The sequence below is a fragment of the Collinsella sp. LCP19S3_F2 genome (genome assembly GCF_052121015.1).
Classification (GTDB): Bacteria; Actinomycetota; Coriobacteriia; order Coriobacteriales; family Coriobacteriaceae; genus Collinsella.
Window position 1 is genome coordinate 233,252 of sequence record NZ_JBQKFA010000004.1, and the last position, 20,816, is coordinate 254,067.

Here is a 20,816-nt window from a genome sequence, read left to right on the forward strand (position 1 = left end):
CCACATGGCCGAAAAGAAACTCAACGGTACCGTCATCGTCACCTACCGCTGCAACGCGCGCTGCACCATGTGCAACCGCTACAAGGCTCCGAGCCGCCCGGAGGAGGAGCTTTCCATCGAGACCATTAAGAAGCTCCCCAAGATGTACTTCACCAACATCACCGGCGGCGAGCCCTTCATTCGCCAGGACCTCAAGGACATCGTTCGCGAACTCTACAAGAAGTCCGACCGTATCGTGATCTCCACCAACGGCTTCTTCACCGACCGCATCATCGACCTGTGCGAGGAGTTCCCCAACGTCGGCATCCGCATCTCCATCGAGGGCCTTCAGCAGACCAACGACAAGATTCGCGGCCTGGATAACGGCTACAACCGCGGCTACGCCACGCTCAAGAAGCTCGTCGAGCTCAAGCACCCCGACGTGGGCTTCGGCATGACGGTGCAGGACCTCAACGCGCCCGACCTGGTGCCCCTCTACAAGATCTCCGACGAGCTGGGCATGGAGTTCGCCACGGCGTCGCTTCACAACAGCTTCTACTTCGTCGAGGCCAAGAACATCATCCACGACCGACCCATGGTGGCCAAGAACTTCGAGGACCTGGTCAACGAGCTGCTCAGGTCCAACAGCCCCAAGAAGTGGTTCCGCGCCTACTTCAACCACGGCCTCATCAACTACATCTACGGCCAGCCGCGCCTGCTGCCCTGCGACATGGCGTTCGACACCTTCTTCATCGACCCCTACGGCGACGTCATGCCCTGCAACGGCACCAAGGACAAGGAGGTCATGGGCAACCTCAACGAGGAGTCCTGGGACGAGCTCTGGAACTCCGACCAGGCCGAGAAGGTTCGCGCGAAGGTCCGCCACTGCGACCGCAACTGCTGGATGATCGGCTCGGTGAGCCCGGCCATGCACAAGTACATCTGGAAGCCCGGCTGGTGGGTTCTCAAGCACAAGGTGAAGGCGCTGTTCACCAAAAGGCCCTACGACATGCACGAGCTCAAGGTCGTGCGCGATTACGAGGAGGGTCGCGTGACCAAGGAGCAGCTCGATGCCTGCTCCACCTGCGACCTGTGCGCCAAGATCAATGACGGCCTGTCCGAGGCGTCGAAGGCTGACGCCCACGTGTACGAGACGCATGAGGCGCTGTAGAAAAATCTGACTTCTGATACCCATTCAATTCTCGGAGAACCCTTTGAGTGACGTTAAACGCTATGACGCAATCGACGGTCTGCGTGCTTTCGCAGCTGTCGGCATTGTCTCAATGCATGTGATGACAAACGGTGGCTTTATTCTGCCCGACCCTGTCCATAGAGTCATTGGCTCTATGGGGGAGTTTGTTTATCTCTTTATGGCCGTTAGCGGCTTTTCCATGTGTTGCGGTTACTACGACCGAATGCTCTCCGGCAATGTTTCGATTGTAGACTTCTATAAACGTCGGTTTTCAAAAACGTTACCGTTTTTTGCGCTTCTTTGCTTGATTGATTTCGTGATCAGTCCGTCTCTTCATTCGATATTTGAAGTGTTTGCAAATTTGACGCTCTGTTTTGGGCTGCTACCCAATCCGACAATGTCGGTTGTCGGCGTCGGCTGGTTCCTCGGACTCGTTTTCGTCTTCTATCTTCTATTTCCGTTCTACTGTTTTCTTCTCGCCAATAAAAAACGCGCTTGGATTTCGTTCGCAATCGCATTGGTTTACAACTATCTATGTAGCTCATATTTCTTTAACAACGCACACGTTGTGGCGGGCTTTGACTACAGAACGAATATCCTGTACTGCTCAGTATTCTTTTTACTGGGCGGTTTGATATTTCTTTACCGATTCAAACTCGCGGAAATCGTTGAAAACTATATTTTTATCCCAGCTCTTATCGCACTCTTTGGCTGTGCATCCATTGTGTGTTTCGGTATGAATTGTTTTGGGGGTCTGTGCGCTGTAGCAGGTCTAATTTGTATTGCGATAAAAGCGCGTCCTCTATCCTGTTTGAATAATGCGGTAACTCTATTTATAAGTGGCATTTCACTTGAGATTTATTTATCGCACATGATGTGCTTTCGAATCGTTCAGCGTTTGGGCGGAACCTTTCTTTTAGGCGGCTCTTGGGTCTCATATTTGATTTACCTCGCTGTTGTTCTGTTTCTATCTAGCTGTTTTGCCCTCGGTTTCAAAAGAGCAACTAAACGGTTTGGCGCACGTTAGGATTGTCGTGTTTCTATCAATATTAACTCCAACTTATAATCGAGAGAGCACCTTGCAAAGGCTTTGGGCTTCGCTCGAGCAACAATCATTTAAGGATTTTGAGTGGCTCATTGTTGATGATGGGAGCATTGACGGCACTCATGCTTTTGTTGATAATATACGCGCACGCTCTGATCTTAATATCAGATATTTATACAAGCAGAACGGCGGTAAACACACTGCTTTAAATCTTGGCGTTGAACATGCGCAGGGTAAGTTAACCTTTATTGTCGATTCTGATGACTGGCTTACTTCGGATGCAGTTGCTCAGATTCGAAAAATCTACGATCGCTATAAGGACCACAAAGAGATTTGCGGTTACAGCTTTTTAAGGAAATTTCCTGATGGGGAAATTAACGGCGACTTATTTAAACAAGACTATTATGAAGCGTCTTATATCGAGGCGAGGGTTAACAGTAGTGATACCCACGCCGATAAGGCTGAGGTCTACTTCACCCATGTTCTTCGTGAATTTCCCTTCCCCGAATTCCCGGACGAAAAATTTCTCGGCGAGGATGTTGTTTGGATGAGAATTGCTCGTAACTATCGAATGATTCACATCAATAAAGCGATTTACATTGGGGATTATTTGTCTGACGGACTTACCTCTAACAGGAGGTCCAACAATATCAAGTCTCCTCAGGGCTGTTTTTGTAGAGCGATAGAGTTTACTTATCCTGACGTGGTCGCGAAACAACGCATAAAAGCGGTCGTGCAGCTAATCGTCTACGGAAAAATCGCTGGTAAAACGGTTAGTGAAATTATTAAAGCATCTCATTCGAAGATATTTACACTTCTCTTACTTCCAGCCGGCTTTGTTATATATCGCTTGTGGCGTCATTCCAATTCAACACTTTTAACTTCAGTAGGATGATTCTTATGTATTCCATTGCATATGTTGTTCCTTATTTCGGAAAGTTTCCCAAAGGGTTTCAGTTTTGGCTTATGAGCTGTGGCTGCAATCCTTCGATTGACTGGCTCATTTTTACCGACGATCACACGGAATACGACTATCCGCCAAATGTGAAAGTGACGTATTGGTCGTTTGATAAAATGCGCGAACGTGCCCAGCAGATTTATGACTTTCCCATCTCTTTGGATCGTCCCTATAAGCTTTGCGATTTTAAGCCTGCTTATGGCGAGATATTTGCCGAAGAGCTAAAAGGCTATGACTTCTGGGGTGACTGCGATATCGATCTCGTATGGGGCGATATTAGAAAGTTCTACACGGACGAAATCTTGTCCAAGTACGAGAAGATCGGCTTTAACGGCCACTCGATGTTGTTTAAAAACTCTCCCGAGGTATGTTCTCGTTATAGAACCCATATTGATGGTGCTCTCGACTACCACGAGGCCCTTGGAAATGACAAGAGCTACGCGTTCGACGAGCCTGGAATGGATGCAATCTATGAGGGACTTTCTATTCCTGTATATAAGGGGATCGATTTTGCAAACCTTCTTAAGTATGACTACGGCTTTTATCTCGATTGGCAAGAAGAGGCCGATAGAGAGAAGAATGAGTCACAGGTATTCACTTGGAAAAACGGCCGAATAACTCGCTACTACCTCTATCGGGGGAATATCGAGACGCAGGAATATATGTATCTTCATTACTGGTGTCGGCCAACCAGCTTTAGGATTCGCGAGTACGATCCCATCAAGCAGTATTTGATCTATCCCGATGTTACAACCGATCGTCCGTATGAGATTACGGAAGACCTTATTAGGCAGAAGAGCAAGAGGAGCAAAATCAAGTACTACGCAAAGGTGCTGTGGTTTAACCGGCACAAGATCACGCCTGAAAGAATCCTATTCAACGTCAAGGGAATGCTTGGATATAAATCGCAGGGAGAATAATGCCTCTTTATAAGACTTTCGATACCTTTAGGCGCTATTGGCGGCAGCTACGACTCATCACAATTCGTGATGGCTGGAAGAAAATGGCCTTTATGAAGCGCCATAATTATTTTGCCTCGGTTGGCGAAAATTGTTATTACCAGTCAAACTTGCTCCCCGCTGAGCCGTTTTTGGTCACGTTCCACGATAATGTGGCCATTTCTGCCGGCGTGCGAATCGTTACGCACTCCGCCCTTAACACTGTATTCAATCATGAGGAACAATCTGACCGCTTTTTGTGCCGATACGGGCGCGTGGAAATCGGAAACAATGTCTATGTTGGAGCCGATGCGATCATCAATTATGGTGTAACGATAGGTGATAACTGCATTATTGCGGCTGGTGCGGTGGTAACAAAAGACGTTCCATCGGGGAGTGTTGTTGGCGGAGTGCCAGCAAAAGTAATTGGCAGCTACGCGGAATCTAAGAAAAAGCTAGAGGCATTTTCTGCCCCGTATCTTGCAAAAGGGCTGAGAGAGCCATGTACTGTCGAAGAAATGGTTAACTGCGAAGATGCATAATAAAAGCACTGTCAACGAATCTCTTAATAAGCCTCTAAAAGGTTCTCGAGTTGCATGGGTTGATGCGGTCAAGTTGTTCGCATGCCTTTTAGTTGTATTTGGGCATCTATACATGTCGATGGCCTCTTCTGGCTTACTTAATGAGGACAATCCTTGGTATCAACTTCCCATACAGACCGTTTATACCTTCCATGTGCCACTATTTTTTGTCTGCAGCGGTTTTTTATATCAGTTCAACAAAGGTGGTTCGACACTGGAGGGGCACCTTCGATCCCTTAAGAGCAAGGCGCTTTCTCTGGGTGTGCCATATGTTGTCTTTTCAACCTTAACCTTGCTTCTCAAAAATGTGTTCTCAAGTGAGGTTAATAACCAGGCTACGCCTTTTGTGTGCACATTGTTGTTCGAGCCGATTGCGCCTTACTGGTACCTATACACGCTGTTTCTCTTATTCTGCATAATTCCCAGGCTTGGCAACATCAAAAACACTTTAAAGCTATTCATTGCTGCTTTTGCAATAAAGCTGATCTACGTTTTTTGCCCTATGTGCTGGAGTTTCCCGGATCTAGTCCAGAAAATCGCCGCTTGTGGCGTGTGGTTTGTATTTGGAATGCTTCTATCTGACGGCGACATTCGCGGAAGGGTTTTAAACCGCACTGTTGCGGTGATCGCTATGATTGCAGCCCTTATTATTTCATTCAATAATTACGGTGCGGAAAATTCCAATCGTGGTTTGCAGTTCTTACTTGCAACGTTATTTGTCTATTCCATCATTACGATGGCGATTGGCGCTAAGGGACTGCAAAAATATGCCCCCTATTTATCAAAAATGGGCCGTTTCTTTATGCCGGTCTATGTTCTGCACACGATTTGCGCTGCGGGAATTAGATCAATTCTTCTTAAGCTTGGAATCGACTCGCTTTGTATAAATATGGTCGTTGGGTTTGTTGTTAGCATCGCGGTTCCAATCGCCATCTACCAAATCTCTCTATCGCACTGGTGGATGTTGTTTGTCTTTGAGCCCGTTAAAGCTCTTAAACAAATGAAAGGTAAGTATGAATAGGCTGGCTAAACGCTTGAGCAATAGTATTGCTTCGAGAACTCTGTTTACCGATGCCGCATCTGTGGGATTAATGGCTTGCGGGTTCGGCGATAAGTATCTCGTTGGCCTTAACAGCATGTATAAGGCGTATAAATGGGTCAACAAGAAGATGGGACCCTTTTATAGGGATTATCTTGCAAAAGTCGAGATAACTAAGGCTGCAGCTGCTGAAACTACATGTACTTCGTCTCGAACTGCATGGGTATGCTGGCTTCAAGGCATTGATGCAGCGCCTGTGGTGGTCAAACAGTGCTATGCATCAATTAATAAATGGCTGCAGGACTGGGACATTGTTCTGATCACTGCGGAGAACTTCTCGGAATATGCCACGCTGCCAGACTTCATAGTTGATAAATGGAAAAGTGGAGTGATCAGCAACACTCATTTTTCCGATATACTACGCCTCCAACTTCTCATTGAGCATGGTGGGCTTTGGCTGGATGCAACGACCATGCTTACCGGGGCTATACCCGATTTTGTTCTGGAATCAGGCTTCTTCGTTTTTCACAATGGATGGATGGACAAAGAAATGATTAACATGGCCAGTTGGTTTATATACTCAGCGCAGCCTCAATTTAAATTGCTTATTCAAACTCGTGATTTGATTTTTGCATATTGGGATAAATTCAATTATTTAAAGAATTATTTTCTACTTCATATGCTATTTAGAATCGTAACCGATGCGAATGAGCAGCTCTGGAATGAAGTTCCTTATTACAACCAAATTGATAATCATCTTCAAATTGATAATCATCTTCTAATGATTGAACTTCAAAAACCCTTTAATGTTCAAAGGGTTGAGCAAATTAAGGCGCTTACTCCAATACATAAGCTGACATATAAATTGCCCGAATGGGATTCGAACAGCACTGTCGCTCATCTGAAGGAGATCTATTAATGAACCAGATATCGCAACATCCTGTAAGTTGCTCAGGAAAAACGAGGAATAAGGGGGGAGAGGTAGTTAAAACTCTCCTCTTTTATATTCTTTTATTATTTCCGATTACATCTTTATTGAAAACCAAGATTGCAAGCTTAAATCTAGTTTTGACTGGAGTTACCGTACTCCTATTCTTTCTCTACTATTTCTTTAAGCGTTTTCATTTTCAGCAGTTAATGATCGCTCTTTTCATCGTTGGAACGTTTTTGCTTAACGTTACAAAATGGGGTTTTCATTATTATGAAAACAATATGCTGTTTTACTTTCCCTTTTTGTTACTTTTTTTTGAATTGATAAAGCTAGAAAAGGATGAATTCCTGGCTGTATTTCGTAGTAAAAAGAAATATGTCGATGCCATTCTATTGATCTGGAATTTAGTCGTCTTTATCTCCTTTTTTATGAGCTCTTCATATATATACGAAGGAGAAACAAAAGGATTTGTCTCTTTTGCTGGAACAACATTCCTTCTTTGTCCCACTGCCATCTATGTGTTTGCAATTTCATTAGTCCAGTATCAGCTGCATGGTAAATTTATTTATTTGGGTTCTTTCTTTATCTCAAGTCTCTGTGTATTGCTGGGAAGCTCGAGGACATATCTTGCAGTGCTTCTGTGCGCATGGCTATTGTTTATTTATATTAAATTGAATAATAAAAAAACATTTCCTTATATTGTAGTTTTAGGTGTTTGCTTTTTTGTATTGATCGTTCTCGCATCTCCTATTAGTGAAAAATTTTTAAATACAGCTAATAGGGCTAATACCGGAATGGATCCCCTAGAAGCTTTTACAAGCGGACGATCGGTCTTTTGGTCTTATGACGTTTTGAATATCTTTAAGAGCAAGCCCTTTGAACTGATATTCGGACATGGCGTTAATTGGCTATTTAATCTTAATTACGCTTATTTTGGAAATCCTCTCTGGGCACATAACGATTTTATCCAGATTTTAAGTGACTACGGTCTTCTTGGTCTGTGCATTTATTTATGGGCATTTGGTTCACTGGTCCGCAATTTACTGAAGGATTGTCATATGCCTGCTCTGCCCATTTTCTTCCTTGTGTTCATGTGGCTCTTTAATGCATTTTTTAATATGTTTTATACGTATTTTTGCGCCTCCCTCTCTTTGCCCTTTTTCTGTTTAGCCCTTCGGTGGGAGTCGCAGTTTGGACATAGCTTTCGGGAAAACGACAAACGAGAATTTCCCCGAAAGCTGTCGTAAGGATATAAAATGGGGAAATATACATACTTTCTTAAAAATATCGGCTTAATGACGTTGAGCAACTTTGCGAGCAAGATTCTCTCTTTCTTGCTCGTTCCGTTGTATACAAGCGTCCTCAGTACTGCCGATTATGGCCTTTACGACATTTATACGACCACGGCGTTTCTCTTGGTTCCGTTGCTGTCGGGTGCGGTCTCTCAAGCCGCCCTTAGGTTTTCAATGGATGCCACGGGCGATCGTTGCCAGGTTTTCTCTGAAGCTATCAGATCTTTTATACAGGCTAGCCTGGTAATAGTCGCTGTCGTAGCGATTAATTGTTGGTTGAATCTAATCCCTCTGTTCAACGAGTATCCGACTTATTTTGTTCTCTATTACGTGTTCTGCTTGCTTTCGGATATTCTGCTGTCGTTTGCACGTGGTATCGATCGCATTTTTGATGTAGCTATCGCTGGTATCATTAGCTCTGCAGTAATCATTATTCTCAATGTGACGCTTTTGCTTATCTTCCCCATGGGGGTATCTGGTTACTTTATTGCAAATATATCCGCTTTCGTTGTCGTTTCTATATATTTGGTTGTTCGTCTTAAGCTATGGACGTATATAACGGCACGCCGTAACAAAGCATTGAGCGAGGAAATGGCTGAATATAGTAGGCCATTGATCTTTGACCAAATTGCTTGGTGGATTAACAATGTTTCCGATCGATATATTGTTACTTGGATTTGTGGCGCAGCCGCAAACGGCATTTATTCAGTTGCTTTTAAAATCCCGTCGATCCTTAATGTTTTTCAGTCGATATTCAACCAAGCTTGGATCTTATCGGCAGTAAAAGAAATAAATGAAAGCTCGGGAGAGTTTTACTCTAGGATTTATTCAATCTACAATTGCGGCCTGGTGCTGCTATGTTCTTTATTGCTTGTAGGAGATAAATTTATTGCCCGCATTCTGTACGCAAATGACTTCTATCAGGCCTGGCAGTATGCGCCGCTACTTACCATTTCTGTAGTATTTAGCTGTCTCTGCGGTGTTTTTGAAGGTATTTTTGCCGCTGCTAAGGAAACAAAGATTCTTGCCTCGACCACCATCGTGGGCGCAGCGATCAATATAGCAATGAACTTGGTTCTAGTTCGATGCTACGGCCCGCTCGGAGCTGCTTTCTCTACGATGGTTTCATATGGATTCGTCTGGTTTACCCGCCTGAATAAGGCGTCGAGCATTGTTCCCCTAAACATACACTTGAGCCGCGACCTGGCATCCTACGCGATTTTATTGCTTCAGTCGTTCTTCCTAATCTTGATAACGGATCCAGTGTATATATACGCAATTGAGGTACTGCTATTAATCTTAATTGTGCTTTTGTACGTGAAAGATCTTAAGGTGCTTGTTTCTGGCTTGCTCAGTAAGATTAAGTCTTAGATGATAATTTTTTGGGATGACCGATGGCTACTACACGAAACTCAAGTATCGAGCTGCTGAGGCTTTTTGCCATATTTGGCATAGTTATCATGCATGTGAATGGTCCCTTGCTGAGTGATGCATTCGGCATTAACTCCATTTGGATTCAAATCGAAAATAGCATTTTCAATTGTGGGGTGTCCGTATTTGTTCTAATTTCCGGCTACTTTGGTATTAGAAGAACGAGTTTCAAGATTTTGTTACTGGAGCTATCGGCACTGTTTTATTCTCTACTTGCTTCTTTGCTTACATTATTTGTATCGGGGGGGGGGGTATTCGCAGCTCATTAAAGCGTTGCTGCCGTTCTCTACGAATGAATTCTGGTTCTTTACTTGCTATCTATTAATCCTGTTGTTTTCGCCGTATCTCAATGGGTTTGTAGACCGTTCCTCCCAGCGACAGTTCAAAAAACTTCTAACAGCGCTCTGCTTGGTTTTCGTTCTGCTACCAAGCGTTCTTTATTTCCACCCTTTGGGTAGCGGCAAAAATGTTTTGAACCTTGTGTTTGTGTATTTGCTTGGGGGCTATCTGCGTCGCTTTAACGCAGAAGACAGGGTGTCCGATACTCATTTATGTGCTATTTTCCTCGGTTCATTCATTTCGATATTTATCTTAGACTCAATTCTGAGCAAGCTAACGGGTTCTATTCACATTCCCTTTGCGCGTGACTGCAGCATATTTGTTTTGCTTGAAGCGGTCTCGATATTTCTTATTTTCAAAAAGCACCACTTTTCCTCTGGGCTAATTAACAAAGTTTCAGTGCATGTGTTTGCAGTGTATCTATTTGAAGGTGCTTTCAGGACGTGTTTAGTGCCAATGCTCGTAAACGTTGAGCCCTATTACTCTTTACCTATTTGGCCGCTCATTTCAATCTTCGTTACATTGCTAACGATGACTGCGTGCATTTTGATTGACCTGCCAGTGAATTGGTTGATCAAAAAAGTCCTGAGTCGCTGTCACCTGATTAATTCTCTTTGCGATCGCGTCTTGGAATATATTTAGGCATCGGCTGTTTTACTTCCTAGGATGTTGCGCTGCTCGCAAGATCATCTACGATGAAAACGAAGAGAAGCCAGTCGTGGGCGTGTACCGCCACCGCACAGCTGGTCGGCCTCGGCGTCCATCACGGCGTTCACGACCCGCTCGGCGAGGCGCCTGTGCAGCTCCTGCATGTCGCATGAGTGCCGAGGTGTCGTTCGGGAAGGTCCCGACGACCCTCGTCCTCCTCCTGATCTTGCGGTCGATGCGCTCGATCCCGTTGTTCGTCCCGTTCCGGTCCAGCGCACTCGCTCCTAGAGCCTGAGATTGTCAGAATATTAGGTTTTGGGTGAGGATGAAACTCGCCGTGAGAATCATGTCGGGCCCGAGTCCGTTCTACGCTATGACGTATTCCGGCAGTTCGATTTTCCGGCTACCGTTTAACGAAAAATATTTGACCAATGTCATTCGTTAAAGCGTTAGGGAGTACCATTGCCTCAGGCGTTCACTGCCCGGCGCATGATGTTAACATCCGTTTGTTGAGCTTGCAATTTGGTTGACTGTTTACTGGGGACTGTCATGCTGCCTGTCGATATTGTTTCTCATTGCGGCAAAGATAATAGTTCTTCCATTGTGAATCACTTCGAGTCATGCATGGGGCACCATTAAAGTCGCTGAGGCGTTTTCATTATTTATGACCGTGAGCCCGTTATTGACTGCTGAGGAGCATTGGGACGATTTGGTACTGTTTGATTTTGACCGTCAATTTACGATGAACCAGTCGTTCCTTTCTTATAAGGATGTCAGATATGAGTGATACTACCGAAGATGACAATCAGGAAGAGCTCGAATGGCTGCTGTTTGAGCTTGACCAAGCCCGTGAGGTAAAGAGAGTTTCTTTGAATCATATTGTCTGGATTATGGATTAGGGAAATGCGGATGAATACACTTATCGACACGCTTCGTGTCCGCAGCCATCTTTGGCGGAGCTGTTTTGTCAAATGGTGTGGGGGAGTGTTTGGGATTTGGGGTGTAGTAGTTTCCTTTATCTCCCTAGATGACCTTGGACTAAATAATACTTGCCTAAAGATCATGGCTCTTTTGGTCTTGCTCATTTTGTCGTGCGTGGGCAGTGCTGCCCACGCCGCTCTTAAGAGAAATAGAGAGTTTTGGTCTTGTGGCGGCTCGTCTTTGCAGGCGTGTTATGGGGATTTGTTTTCGTTTACAGACGATTTTGTAGATGGTCATTGTTGTTGCGTTATTCCTGTCAATACGACTTTCGATACCGTAGCCGACAAACCGGGCTCCTGCGCGCATCCACTCGTTTCGCCATTTAGCCTGCATGGCCTCTGGCTTTCTAAGATGGATGAGCGTGGTCTGTCTGTTGCCGAAATCGATCGAAGGATTGAAGACGCTCTTGCGGATGTTGATCCGGCATCCGTTAAGGCAGTTCCTTCTGGATTTCGTGGCAAAACAAATGAGTATCCGGTTGGGACTGTTGTTCCTTTTACCGTCGGTAATATAACGTACCTGCTTACTGCTCTATCTCAATTCGATAGCCGGAATGTCGCTCATAGCGATAGAGAGAATCTGCTTTTGGCTCTAAATGGCGTGATTGAATTCCATGATGGAAACGGTCAGGGTTGTAACTTGGTTATTCCTCTAATGGGTACAGGTTTATCGCGCATGGGCCTAGACCATAAGGGGTCATTCAGTTTAATCACTTCATTTTTAACGCTCCATCGCGAGAAATTGACCGGGCATACGACAGTTGTCGTCTACTCTGGCGATGTTGATAAGGTTTCTATTTGGGATTAAGAGGAGTTCGCATGGCTTATCGTACAAGAACCTATATTGCAGCCGATTGGGACCATGATTTCGACGCTGTTGAACAATTAAGAAAGTGGAACGACAGCGGCTATTGGTCGCTTAGTTTTACCGATGCCCATGAGCTTCATCAGTCTCGCGATACGAGCAAGCCCTGTAACATCAAGGCATCTCTTAGGCAACGCATGGATGCATCAAAGCGTTTTGTTCTAATTGTGGGTGATCATACCGACTCGGTAACAAAGGGTAGCTGCCAGTGGTGCTGGTCGTATCGTTGTGGATATAAGCTGTGTAACGTTGGAAAGTACGTTACGTTTGAAAGCTATATCGAATACGAATGCAGGATGGCCAAAGAGGCCGGCGTCGAAATCGTAGTTCTATATAATTCTGCGCGCGTGAACAAGTCTTTGTGTCCTGAAGTTATCAGGGATTGCGGCGTTCATGCTCCAATGAAAAGCCGTCGCAAGGGCTATTTGGACTGGGACTACCAGCAAGTAAAAATCGCGCTGGGGAAGTAGGGTTAAGTGTTCGTGCTGACTGGGATTGTCCTGTGAGAGATTTTAGTAATCCCGATGACCGTAGTTTGTTCGACGGCGTTAAAGGTACATTCCGTTCCTTTATAAGCCGGTATGCGTATTCGAGTAGTTGCTTCCCTTTCCGGCAGTTTAGATATCAGGCGGTGATTCGGGGATCGTGCGATCCCCGAATGCTGGGCTACGGTGCCCTTTGTTGCTGGTGGTTATTCTGCCAATCTTCGGAGACTGGTTCAGTCTACTTAATTGCAATTTTTGACCATTTGCATAAGCGACGTGCCGCTTGCTGTAACGTTTAATTAAAGTAGACGAGACGGCTTGATATCACTTGTCGTCAATGTTGTAGTTGTATCTAGTAGCTATTGGTGGCCGATTGGGTATGCCAAATCCTTCCGAGTTTGACAGCTTCGCTATCTATGCCTCTTGCGATTCGGACAAAGAAATCGTTCTTTCTGCTGATATTAATGTTTGGATTAACCGAAGGCTGGGTTGTGATGTTGATTTCGGAATTGACATTTCTTCCAATTCCGGTTCTGGGGTAGTGACAATTTTTGTTCCATACCAATTAGAAAAGGAGCAAATTACCGATTTATCAAATACGCTGGATGACCACTATATTTATCGTTCAGTATTTAATGAATACCGCAGTGAAATAAATCAAGATCTCTTGCCCGAGGACTCAGATTTCTTTAATACACATAACTATACAGTTTGCCCTCTTAGCTCGGCATGCTTGGAAATGGCCAATCATCCTGAAGAGGGGTCAATAATCAATTTTAAGTTCAATACCGAGGGTCAAGGCGCCTCTGTTTACTATAGGTTCAGAATTCCTTATCCCGCCTTGGATTTCACCATTTCAAGCCCTGGCGATTTTAAGGAAGTTATTACGGGACCCATTATTCCCTTCCGCGCTTACGCCTTTATCGAAATCAACCAAATTCGTGGACTCCCGATTGATGTTGGCTGTGCCCTAGCCTGTTCACAAAGTGAAATAGCTCAGGTAAGGCTTGCTTTGGTGGCGAATGTGGAGTGGTCCGTCGAAGCCTGGTCTACTCCGTATAAAGTTCGTCAGCTCGAGATGGGGAGTTGGAGCAAATACCAGCCAAAGTTATTGAGTAGCAGTTATTTTCGGAGTGAGCAGAAGAGTCGTTTCATCGTTTATCAATGGGAAGAAGCAGGGGGTCCGAGTATATTTCAGTTTTGTTTATCTCGTAAAATAATTAGTGCTAGAACTGCCCTCTTCTATCTTTTGATTTTGGTGGGGCTTGATTTAATTTCTGCCTCTATCGGGAACATGCTCCAGCTTCTGTCGCCTATACTGATTTCTTTAGTTTCGAAGTGCTTGCAGGGAGGTTGATTTGAAAGTGGAAAAACTGACAATTGCCATTATGAAAATACATCATGAATTCTTCGACATGATTGTATCTGGGGTAAAAAAATATGAGATTAGAGACACGCCTCTTGAAGGGATTGATATCATCAGCTATCGAGATGCTGCAACGGGTTTATATCTCGGGTCATATTATGTAGATGGCGTCATGAAATACAATCGAACTGAAGATAAGCATGTGTGTGAACTGTCGTCTGTCGATAATGACATTTTTTTTCAGCTCTTCCCTATGCCGGCGGATGGTGGTCCAGATAATCTGTGGGTCGTTAAGCTTTCAAAACGCGCGCCGCTGAGAGAGATATTTGGAGCCGATTGCGTTTCCTAGGAGTTCAAGAGCCGGGAGTGTCATCGTGAGGACAGAAATACGCACGCTTGTCGAAGAGGTCTCATGCTCGGATTTTGATCTGAGCGACAGTTTCTTTGATTCTCTTCGGGATTTCTATGGTGATGAATTCAATAGATGGTTCATCGATAAATGCGTGTTGGGGAAACGCAACAGTTTTGCCATTCGTGAGGACGGAAAACTATATGCTCTCTGTATTTATAAAATCGAACATGATGAGCCCATAAATAGCGAAGGTTATACCCCTTCCAAAGATACTCTCAAGATTTGCACCTTCAAAGTTGCTGATGAAGCACGCGGAGCTAAGCTTGGCGAGAATCTGCTGCAGTCTGTATTCTATAAGTGTTTTGGCTATGAGATTCCATTTATTTATCTAACAACGGGCGTCATCCAGAGGTCGCTAATTAAGCTTCTGGAGGAGTTCGGCTTTCACCAGTTTGGAACGATAGAATCGCGTGGAGCGAAAGACGCTGATTGCGTATACGGTAAGTGGGTTTTCCCGACGTCAAATAATCCAATGTTGGGTAAAGATACATTTGCTCGTGAGTATTTCCCTTCTTATATGGATGACCCGGCTGTCGGTAAACATTTAGTTCCAATTCGTCCGGAATGGCACGAGAAGCTATTTCCTGACATATCAGACTTCCGAGGCTCGTTGTTTGGAAAGAGCCTTCAATTCCAAGAGTCAGAAGGCAACGCAATTCGAAAAGCCTATGTTTGTAGGTCTTCAACTAATCGTATCGAGCCGGGTGACCTACTTTATTTTTATCGAAGCAAAGACAGGCGTTCCGTTGAGGTTTATGGTGTTGTTAGAACGAGTGATAGAACGATGGATATAACCGCGGTGATGAATCTGGTTAAGGGACGAACGGTATATGCAAAAGACGATATCCGCCTGCTAATCGAAGGTGCTAACAATGGCCTGCTAGTTCTTAGTTTCGATTTGCTTGGTTTTATCCAGCCAGCAATCAGCGCTGAAGACATGAGAAAAAATGGAATTCCCATTCCGCAGAGCATTGCGTCAATTGACGAGAAGGCATATGTGGAACTTTTCAAGCAGAAACAACTATGGCAGCAATACTGATCTCAATTAAAAAACAGTACTTGGATTTGATATTTGATGGATTGAAAACCGTCGAGTATAGAAAGGTGCTGCCGTCGAAACCAGTTGATAGATGCTTCATCTATGAGTCTCGGGGTTCAGGTAAGGTCGTTGGTTATTTTATGCTTTCGAAGACCGAGAGTTGCTCTCCGAGAGAGGCATGGGATTCCACGTGCGATAAAGGCGCACTGAGTAAAACACAGTTCGATTGCTATTACGAGGGGAGAAGTAGGTCGGTCATCTTTTTCATTGATTCCTGCTATAGATTTGATAAGCCGCTCGAGCTTAATGAGCTCGGGATTAGCAGGCCCCCACAGTCTTTTGTCTACCTATCTGATGCTGATGCTAACTCACTGGAATCGCTTCCAAGTTTTCGAGTTGAAACTGAACGGCGCTGCCAATCTACATGATGATGACGGGGCTCGCATAGCGTAGTAGGCACTATAACCGTGCGAATTACTGTCATCTGCTCGTATGGGTCGTTGGGCGGGGTGACTCATTATTTCTTTCGCAAATTGACAACCGCATGGCGGAACACGGCCCGCGCCCCGTCATATGATTTCCAGCGGCTAAACAACAAATCATTGATGAAGGGGGCATGGGCTGTGTCTGCGAACACCGCATCAGTCGACGAGGAGTCGCTGCGCAAGGATATAGGGAATCTGGTGAGGAAGACCGTCGAGAAGACACTCAACGCGCTGGTTGACGAGAACGCGTCCGATCTTGTCGGGGCCGGCCGGTGAGGTGCTGGGGCTTTGAAAGCCCCAGCACCTTTTGCTTTATGGAACTGCCATGACTATGTGACGCTGCGCGTGCACTCTTTGCCGTGGGCAAACAAAGGGTATCGACAATATGATTTAGATTTGCTGCTAAAGTTTTCTAACGCCACCTGAAGATCACTGCTGTGCCGGCTTCCAATTAAGTGATTCTGATGTAAGAAATGCCCAGTCAAAACCATCATCAGAATTGGAAACTGGCATAAAAGCGAGCGATTTTCTTCTTGAATGTAACCTTACTCACACATGGCTCCAGAAGATTCGAGTAAGGATGGTCCTATGTCATGCTTCTTGGGGCGCTGCGGAAGCATCTTTCGATAGGCTGCGTCGCCATGGGCCTATCGGAGCGCTTCGACTATATCGTGAGCATCTTTTCCGAGGGCTCCCTGCGGCGTTTTTCCGATTACCTTGATGCGGATATCTCGATGATGACCGTTCACTCCGCTAAGGGACTCGAGTGGGACACCGTTTTCATTCCGGGCGTTACGCGTTTCGACTGGCCTGGAGGGATTTGCTCTCGGTGCGAAAGAGCTGGTATATGCTCGTGTTCTGCGCGTGGATGCCGGATCGTGAATGCGAAGAAAATGCCAGACGGGCTTATTGAGGAAATGGGCCTGCTGTACGTCGGTGTCACTCGCGCCTGCAAAGCGGTATATGTCTCCGCTTCTATGCAGCGCAGGACAAATAACGGGAACTATCATGTTGCCTGCCCCTCTTGCCTAACGTCTCTTCCGGGCATTGAGCCTGTGAGTTGGACGGTCATGGACGGGGCGGGGTGATTGCTTGGGCGAGGCGTAAGAGGCGGATGTCGACGTTTAATCACGATTGTGTTTCGTCAAGAGGATTTGAGCAAAAAGAGCATCGGAAATTGAGCAGCCTGAGCATCGGAAGCGCGCACGCTTTTTGAGCGGCTAGCCCTCCTGCATGAGGGCATGGCGGACGCGGTAGGACTCGCCGCGGAACTGGACGAGCCTCCCGTGGTGGACGATGCGGTCGATCACGGCGGCGGCCATCTGGTCGTCCCCGAACACCGACCCCCACCTGCTGAACTCCAGGTTCGTGGTGATTACCACCGACTGCCTCTCGTATGCGTCGGCGAAGACCTGGAAGAGCAGCCTCGCCCCGTCCGAGTCGAGCGGGAGAAACCCGAGCTCGTCGATGACGAGCAGGCGGGCCTTGCCGATGAGCGCGGCCTCCCGGTCGAGCCTCCCGTCGTCGCGGGCGCGCCTCAGGCGCATCACGAGCGAGGACGCCGTGAAGAAGCGCGCCTCGAGCCTCCTCTCGCACGCCAGCGCGCAGAGGGCCGACGCCATGTGCGTCTTGCCGGTGCCGACGTCGCCCATGAGCACGAGGTCCTCCCTGCGCTCGACGAAGTCGAGCGCGAGCAGCGACTCGCGCCCCATGCCCTCCGGCCACGACACGGCCGACCAGTCGTAGCCGTCGAAGGTCTTGGGCGCCGGCAGCGCGCAGCGCCTGAGCAGCGTCGCGCGCTTCGAGGCCTCGCGGCTGGACCTCTCCGCCTTGTTAGCGTCAATCTATTTTTCACCAGTTTCGCTAAACAGGCGCGCCGTTCGCGCAAAGGCGGTTTCACCGGTTGCGCTAACGTATTTTCACCGATTCCGGTCACGGCTTGACGGGACCGTCCCTCGGCAGGTCCTTCAGCCTGTAGGACCTGCCGGTTATCTTGACCAGGTGGCAGTGGTGGCACACCCTGTCCGCGATCGCGCTCGCCGCCACGTCGTCCCCGAACACCCTGCCCCAGCCGCTGATCCCCACGTTGGTGGTGATGATCGTCGAGCGCTGCTCGTAGCGCGTCGATATCAGCTGGAACAGCAGGTCCGCGCCCGCGCTGCCGACGTCGAGGTAGCCGAGCTCGTCGATGATCAGCAGCCTCGAGTGGGCGTAGTACCTGAGCCTCTTCTTGAGGATGCCGCGCGACGAGGCGTCCTCCAGGTCCTCGACGAGCCGGGCGCAGTCCACGAACCTGACCTCGCGCCCCGCCCTGACCGCCTCGATGCCCAGCGCGACGGCGAGGTGCGTCTTGCCCACGCCGGGGCTCCCCACGAACAGGACGTTCTCGGCCCGCTCGACGAACCTCAGGGTCGCGAGCTCCTCGATCTCGGCGCGCGGGACCGACGGCTGGAAGTCCCAGTCGAAGTCCGCCAGCCCCTTGACGTAGGGGAACCCCGACGACCGTATGCGCTGGTTGGTGATCCTGACCTCCCGGGCGGCGACCTCGACGCGCGTCATCTCCTCGAGGGCGGAGGCGAAGCCCCGCTCGCCCGCGGCGACCATCCTCACGTAGTCGGGCAGGGACGCCGCCATCTCGTGCAGCCCGAGCGCGGAGAGGTTCGCCTGCGCCCTGATCGAGGGGCTGCCCTCCGCGACGGCGCCCATCACGCCCCTCCGAGCGAGTCGAGCAGCGCGAGGTTGGCGCGCGCGGCCTCGGCGATGTCCGCGTCGGCCAGGCCCCGCTTCCCCTCGAGGGCCTGCCCGTAGTGGTCGGGGTCGTAGTTGATGGGCCTCGACGGCCCGGACGCGGCGTCGTGGACGGCGACCTCCTCGCCGGCCATCCTCACCACGACCTGGCCGCCGGGCATCGCCACGACGCTCACGCGCCGGCCGATGCAGCGTGTTTAGGGCAATCTGATTGTTGCTAGTGCGGCACCCATTCTTTTCATCTACGGAAACGAAGAATTTCAGAAAAGGCAAAGGCATGCCGACCAGCTAGGCCTACCGTTGCAATTGCAGCTACCAACTGACAATTGCACAGGAGGCAGGAAGGATGATCAGCATGCCAATGATCGAAAGTATACGAGAGATGTCGAGAAGGGGCCTCTCCAATGCGGAGATACAGCGCAGGACGGGGATATCCCAACCGACGATCCGCAAGTACATCGCGATGGACGATTTCTCGCCGCAGGCCCCGAGCCTGCAATCGCGCCCGTCGATCCTTGACCCTTACAAGCCCTTCGTCGACGAGATCCTGCTCGGCGACCAGCGCGTATGGCGCAAGCAGCGACACAGCGCAAAGCGCATATACGAGCGCTTGCTGGACGAGACCGCCTACGACGGCGGCTACGGAACCGTCAAGAACTACGTGAGGAGGCGCAAGGCCGAGATATCCGCGGCGTCCGACTGCTATATGGAGCTTGTCTGGGCGCCGGGGGAGGCGCAGGCCGACTTCGGCGACGTCGACGTGCTGGCCGGGGGAGAGCGCGTGAGGATGCACTTCCTGGTGCTCAGCTTCCCCTTCTCCAACATGGGCTTCTGCCAGCTCTTCGCGGGCGAGACCAGCGAGTGCGTGTGCCAGGGCCTCCGCGACATCTTCGAGCACATCGGCTGCGTTCCCACCCGCATCGTCTTCGACAACGCCACGGGCGCCGGCAGGCGCCGCGGGCAAAGCGTGACCGAGGCGGACCTCTTCCGCCGGATGAAGGCCCATTACGGGTTCGAGGCGACCTACGCCAACCCCCGCGCCGGCAACGAGAAGGGCAATGTGGAGCGAAAGGTCTACTGGTGTCGCCAGCATCTGTTCACGCCTGCGCCCAGCGTCGACGACATCGAGCTGTTCAACGCGGAGCTGCTCAGCCGCTGCTCGGGCTCGGGTTCGAACCGCCACTACGAGAAGGGGCTGACATGGTCGGAGCTGTTCGAGAGGGACAGGTCGGCGATGCCGCCCCTGCCCGCCAAGCCCTTCAGCTGCATGCGATTCGTCACCGGCGTGTCGGTGGACAAGCGCGGCGACGCCACCGTCGACGGCGGCCACCGCTACCATGTGGGCCACAGGCAGGCTTCCGGCACCGTCACCGCCGTGTACGGCGCCCACACCGTCGCGTTCGCGGACGCCGCGGGCGAGATCGTGGCGGAGCACGCGAGGAGGTTCGGGGCCGCGAAGAACGGGCCGGAGGCCGTGTCCCAGCTGGCGTTGCTGGTGAGGAAGCCCGGCGCATGGCGCAACTCGGCGGTCAGGGCCGCCATGCCCGCAGACGTGAGGGCCCATGTGGACGCGCTGGAGTCGGCTGCCAGAAAGGACCTGATCGTGTGCATGCGCAGGTGGTGCAGGGAGAGCTCGGTCGAGGACGTCGGCGCCGCTATCTCCGAGGTGCTGGCCTCAACGGGGAGAGCCAGGCCCTCCGACGTGGAGATGATGCTCGCGAGGATGGGCGGGTTCGGCCTTGGGACGGAGCCCGACGTCGGCCCGGATCTCACTGTCTACGACAGGATGCTCGGAGGTGACGCCGCATGAGCGCGCGAGGCGACCTGGAGAGCGCGGTGAGAAGAGGGTTCAGGGCCGTGATGCTATCCAACCACACTGCGGAGAAGTACGCGTCGGAGTCGACGGCCGCAGAGCTCAGGTTCTTGGCAGGCATGTTCGAGGAGGAGCTCTCCTGGAGAGAGGAGAGCAGGAGGGGGCGGCTGCTGAAACGGGCCAAGTTCCCGGTCCCCAAGACCTTCGAAGGGTACGACTGGTCGAGGGTAAAGGTGCCGGAGGAGATCGG

At 49.1% G+C, this 20,816-nt stretch carries 21 protein-coding genes and 3 pseudogenes; 20 read left to right on the top strand and 4 right to left on the bottom strand.

The genetic code is table 11. The features are described 5' to 3' along the window. The first annotated feature begins 4 nt into the window (after positions 1–4). From ACTQX9_RS05410 to ACTQX9_RS05455, 10 genes and pseudogenes are all read left to right on the top strand, one after another. Positions 5–1,150, top strand: coding sequence for a radical SAM protein (locus tag ACTQX9_RS05410; protein WP_441540698.1), 1,146 nt, complete (start codon positions 5–7; stop codon positions 1,148–1,150). A gap of 43 nt (positions 1,151–1,193) precedes the next feature. After that, positions 1,194–2,198: an acyltransferase family protein gene (locus ACTQX9_RS05415; protein ID WP_441540699.1), complete on the top strand. Its 1,005-nt coding sequence runs from the start codon at positions 1,194–1,196 to the stop codon at positions 2,196–2,198. Between the two features lie 7 nt (positions 2,199–2,205). Continuing rightward, a complete protein-coding gene (locus ACTQX9_RS05420) occupies positions 2,206–3,111 on the top strand; it encodes a glycosyltransferase family 2 protein (RefSeq protein ID WP_441540716.1) in 906 nt (301 codons plus the stop codon). 5 nt (positions 3,112–3,116) lie between these two features. Then, positions 3,117–4,094, top strand: a complete 978-nt coding sequence (locus ACTQX9_RS05425) for a DUF6625 family protein (RefSeq protein ID WP_441540700.1) — start codon at positions 3,117–3,119, stop codon at positions 4,092–4,094. Next, on the top strand, positions 4,094–4,654 hold the full coding sequence (locus ACTQX9_RS05430; RefSeq protein ID WP_441540701.1) for an acyltransferase: 561 nt from the start codon (positions 4,094–4,096) through the stop codon (positions 4,652–4,654). The genes ACTQX9_RS05425 and ACTQX9_RS05430 overlap by 1 nt, the downstream gene beginning before the upstream one ends. Then, positions 4,647–5,714: an acyltransferase family protein gene (locus ACTQX9_RS05435; protein ID WP_441540702.1), complete on the top strand. Its 1,068-nt coding sequence runs from the start codon at positions 4,647–4,649 to the stop codon at positions 5,712–5,714. The genes ACTQX9_RS05430 and ACTQX9_RS05435 overlap by 8 nt, the downstream gene beginning before the upstream one ends. Then, positions 5,707–6,651, top strand: a complete 945-nt coding sequence (locus ACTQX9_RS05440; RefSeq protein WP_441540703.1) for a capsular polysaccharide synthesis protein — start codon at positions 5,707–5,709, stop codon at positions 6,649–6,651. The genes ACTQX9_RS05435 and ACTQX9_RS05440 overlap by 8 nt, the downstream gene beginning before the upstream one ends. Further along, a complete protein-coding gene (locus ACTQX9_RS05445) occupies positions 6,651–7,910 on the top strand; it encodes an O-antigen ligase family protein (protein ID WP_441540704.1) in 1,260 nt (419 codons plus the stop codon). Before ACTQX9_RS05440 ends, ACTQX9_RS05445 begins: the two co-directional genes overlap by 1 nt. A gap of 9 nt (positions 7,911–7,919) precedes the next feature. Continuing rightward, positions 7,920–9,326: a lipopolysaccharide biosynthesis protein gene (locus tag ACTQX9_RS05450; RefSeq protein WP_441540705.1), complete on the top strand. Its 1,407-nt coding sequence runs from the start codon at positions 7,920–7,922 to the stop codon at positions 9,324–9,326. Positions 9,327–9,349: 23 nt separating this feature from the next. Further along, a pseudogene (locus ACTQX9_RS05455) lies at positions 9,350–10,367 on the top strand (acyltransferase). Positions 10,368–10,541: 174 nt separating this feature from the next. Here ACTQX9_RS05455 and ACTQX9_RS05460 read toward each other — a convergent pair. Next, positions 10,542–10,631, bottom strand: a pseudogene (locus tag ACTQX9_RS05460) (transposase); the annotation flags it as partial. Positions 10,632–11,282: 651 nt separating this feature from the next. Between ACTQX9_RS05460 and ACTQX9_RS05465 the strand changes: the two are divergent. From ACTQX9_RS05465 to ACTQX9_RS05500, 8 genes and pseudogenes are all read left to right on the top strand, one after another. Then, positions 11,283–12,161, top strand: coding sequence for a macro domain-containing protein (locus ACTQX9_RS05465; RefSeq protein ID WP_441540706.1), 879 nt, complete (start codon positions 11,283–11,285; stop codon positions 12,159–12,161). Positions 12,162–12,172: 11 nt separating this feature from the next. Next, positions 12,173–12,688 (top strand): TIR domain-containing protein, encoded by a 516-nt coding sequence (locus tag ACTQX9_RS05470; protein ID WP_441540707.1) that lies wholly within the window; start codon positions 12,173–12,175, stop codon positions 12,686–12,688. A 394-nt stretch (positions 12,689–13,082) separates the two neighbouring features. Further along, positions 13,083–14,060 carry a hypothetical protein gene (locus ACTQX9_RS05475; RefSeq protein ID WP_441540708.1) on the top strand — a complete coding sequence of 326 codons (978 nt, stop codon included), beginning with the start codon at positions 13,083–13,085 and terminating at the stop codon, positions 14,058–14,060. A gap of 7 nt (positions 14,061–14,067) precedes the next feature. Continuing rightward, positions 14,068–14,418 (top strand): ASCH domain-containing protein, encoded by a 351-nt coding sequence (locus ACTQX9_RS05480; protein WP_441540709.1) that lies wholly within the window; start codon positions 14,068–14,070, stop codon positions 14,416–14,418. Between the two features lie 25 nt (positions 14,419–14,443). Continuing rightward, entirely contained in the window at positions 14,444–15,520 is a 1,077-nt protein-coding gene (locus tag ACTQX9_RS05485) for a GNAT family N-acetyltransferase (protein ID WP_441540710.1), read from the top strand. After that, on the top strand, positions 15,505–15,948 hold the full coding sequence (locus tag ACTQX9_RS05490) for an ASCH domain-containing protein (RefSeq protein WP_441540711.1): 444 nt from the start codon (positions 15,505–15,507) through the stop codon (positions 15,946–15,948). The genes ACTQX9_RS05485 and ACTQX9_RS05490 overlap by 16 nt, the downstream gene beginning before the upstream one ends. Before the next feature lie 195 nt (positions 15,949–16,143). Then, positions 16,144–16,278 (top strand): annotated as a pseudogene (locus ACTQX9_RS05495) (IS256 family transposase); the annotation flags it as partial. A gap of 368 nt (positions 16,279–16,646) precedes the next feature. Next, entirely contained in the window at positions 16,647–17,093 is a 447-nt protein-coding gene (locus tag ACTQX9_RS05500; RefSeq protein WP_441540717.1) for a 3'-5' exonuclease, read from the top strand. Between the two features lie 132 nt (positions 17,094–17,225). Here the strand turns inward: ACTQX9_RS05500 and istB (ACTQX9_RS05505) are convergent, their stop codons facing one another. The 3 genes from istB (ACTQX9_RS05505) to ACTQX9_RS05515 all read right to left on the bottom strand — a co-directional run bounded on the left by istB (ACTQX9_RS05505) (position 17,226) and on the right by ACTQX9_RS05515 (position 18,887). Next, on the bottom strand, positions 17,226–17,849 hold the full coding sequence (istB, locus tag ACTQX9_RS05505) for an IS21-like element helper ATPase IstB (protein ID WP_441540718.1): 624 nt from the start codon (positions 17,847–17,849) through the stop codon (positions 17,226–17,228). 88 nt (positions 17,850–17,937) lie between these two features. Further along, positions 17,938–18,711, bottom strand: a complete 774-nt coding sequence (gene istB, locus ACTQX9_RS05510; RefSeq protein WP_441540712.1) for an IS21-like element helper ATPase IstB — start codon at positions 18,709–18,711, stop codon at positions 17,938–17,940. Then, on the bottom strand, positions 18,711–18,887 hold the full coding sequence (locus ACTQX9_RS05515) for a hypothetical protein (RefSeq protein ID WP_441540713.1): 177 nt from the start codon (positions 18,885–18,887) through the stop codon (positions 18,711–18,713). Before ACTQX9_RS05515 ends, istB (ACTQX9_RS05510) begins: the two co-directional genes overlap by 1 nt. A 221-nt stretch (positions 18,888–19,108) precedes the next feature. Between ACTQX9_RS05515 and istA the strand changes: the two genes are divergently transcribed. Both istA and ACTQX9_RS05525 read left to right on the top strand, forming a co-directional pair. After that, the gene (istA, locus tag ACTQX9_RS05520; protein ID WP_304202435.1) at positions 19,109–20,563 is read left to right on the top strand and encodes an IS21 family transposase; all 1,455 of its coding nucleotides are present in this window, start codon (positions 19,109–19,111) and stop codon (positions 20,561–20,563) included. Further along, on the top strand, positions 20,560–20,816 hold a 257-nt coding region (locus ACTQX9_RS05525; protein WP_441540714.1), incomplete at its 3' end, for an ATP-binding protein. The genes istA and ACTQX9_RS05525, both read left to right, overlap by 4 nt.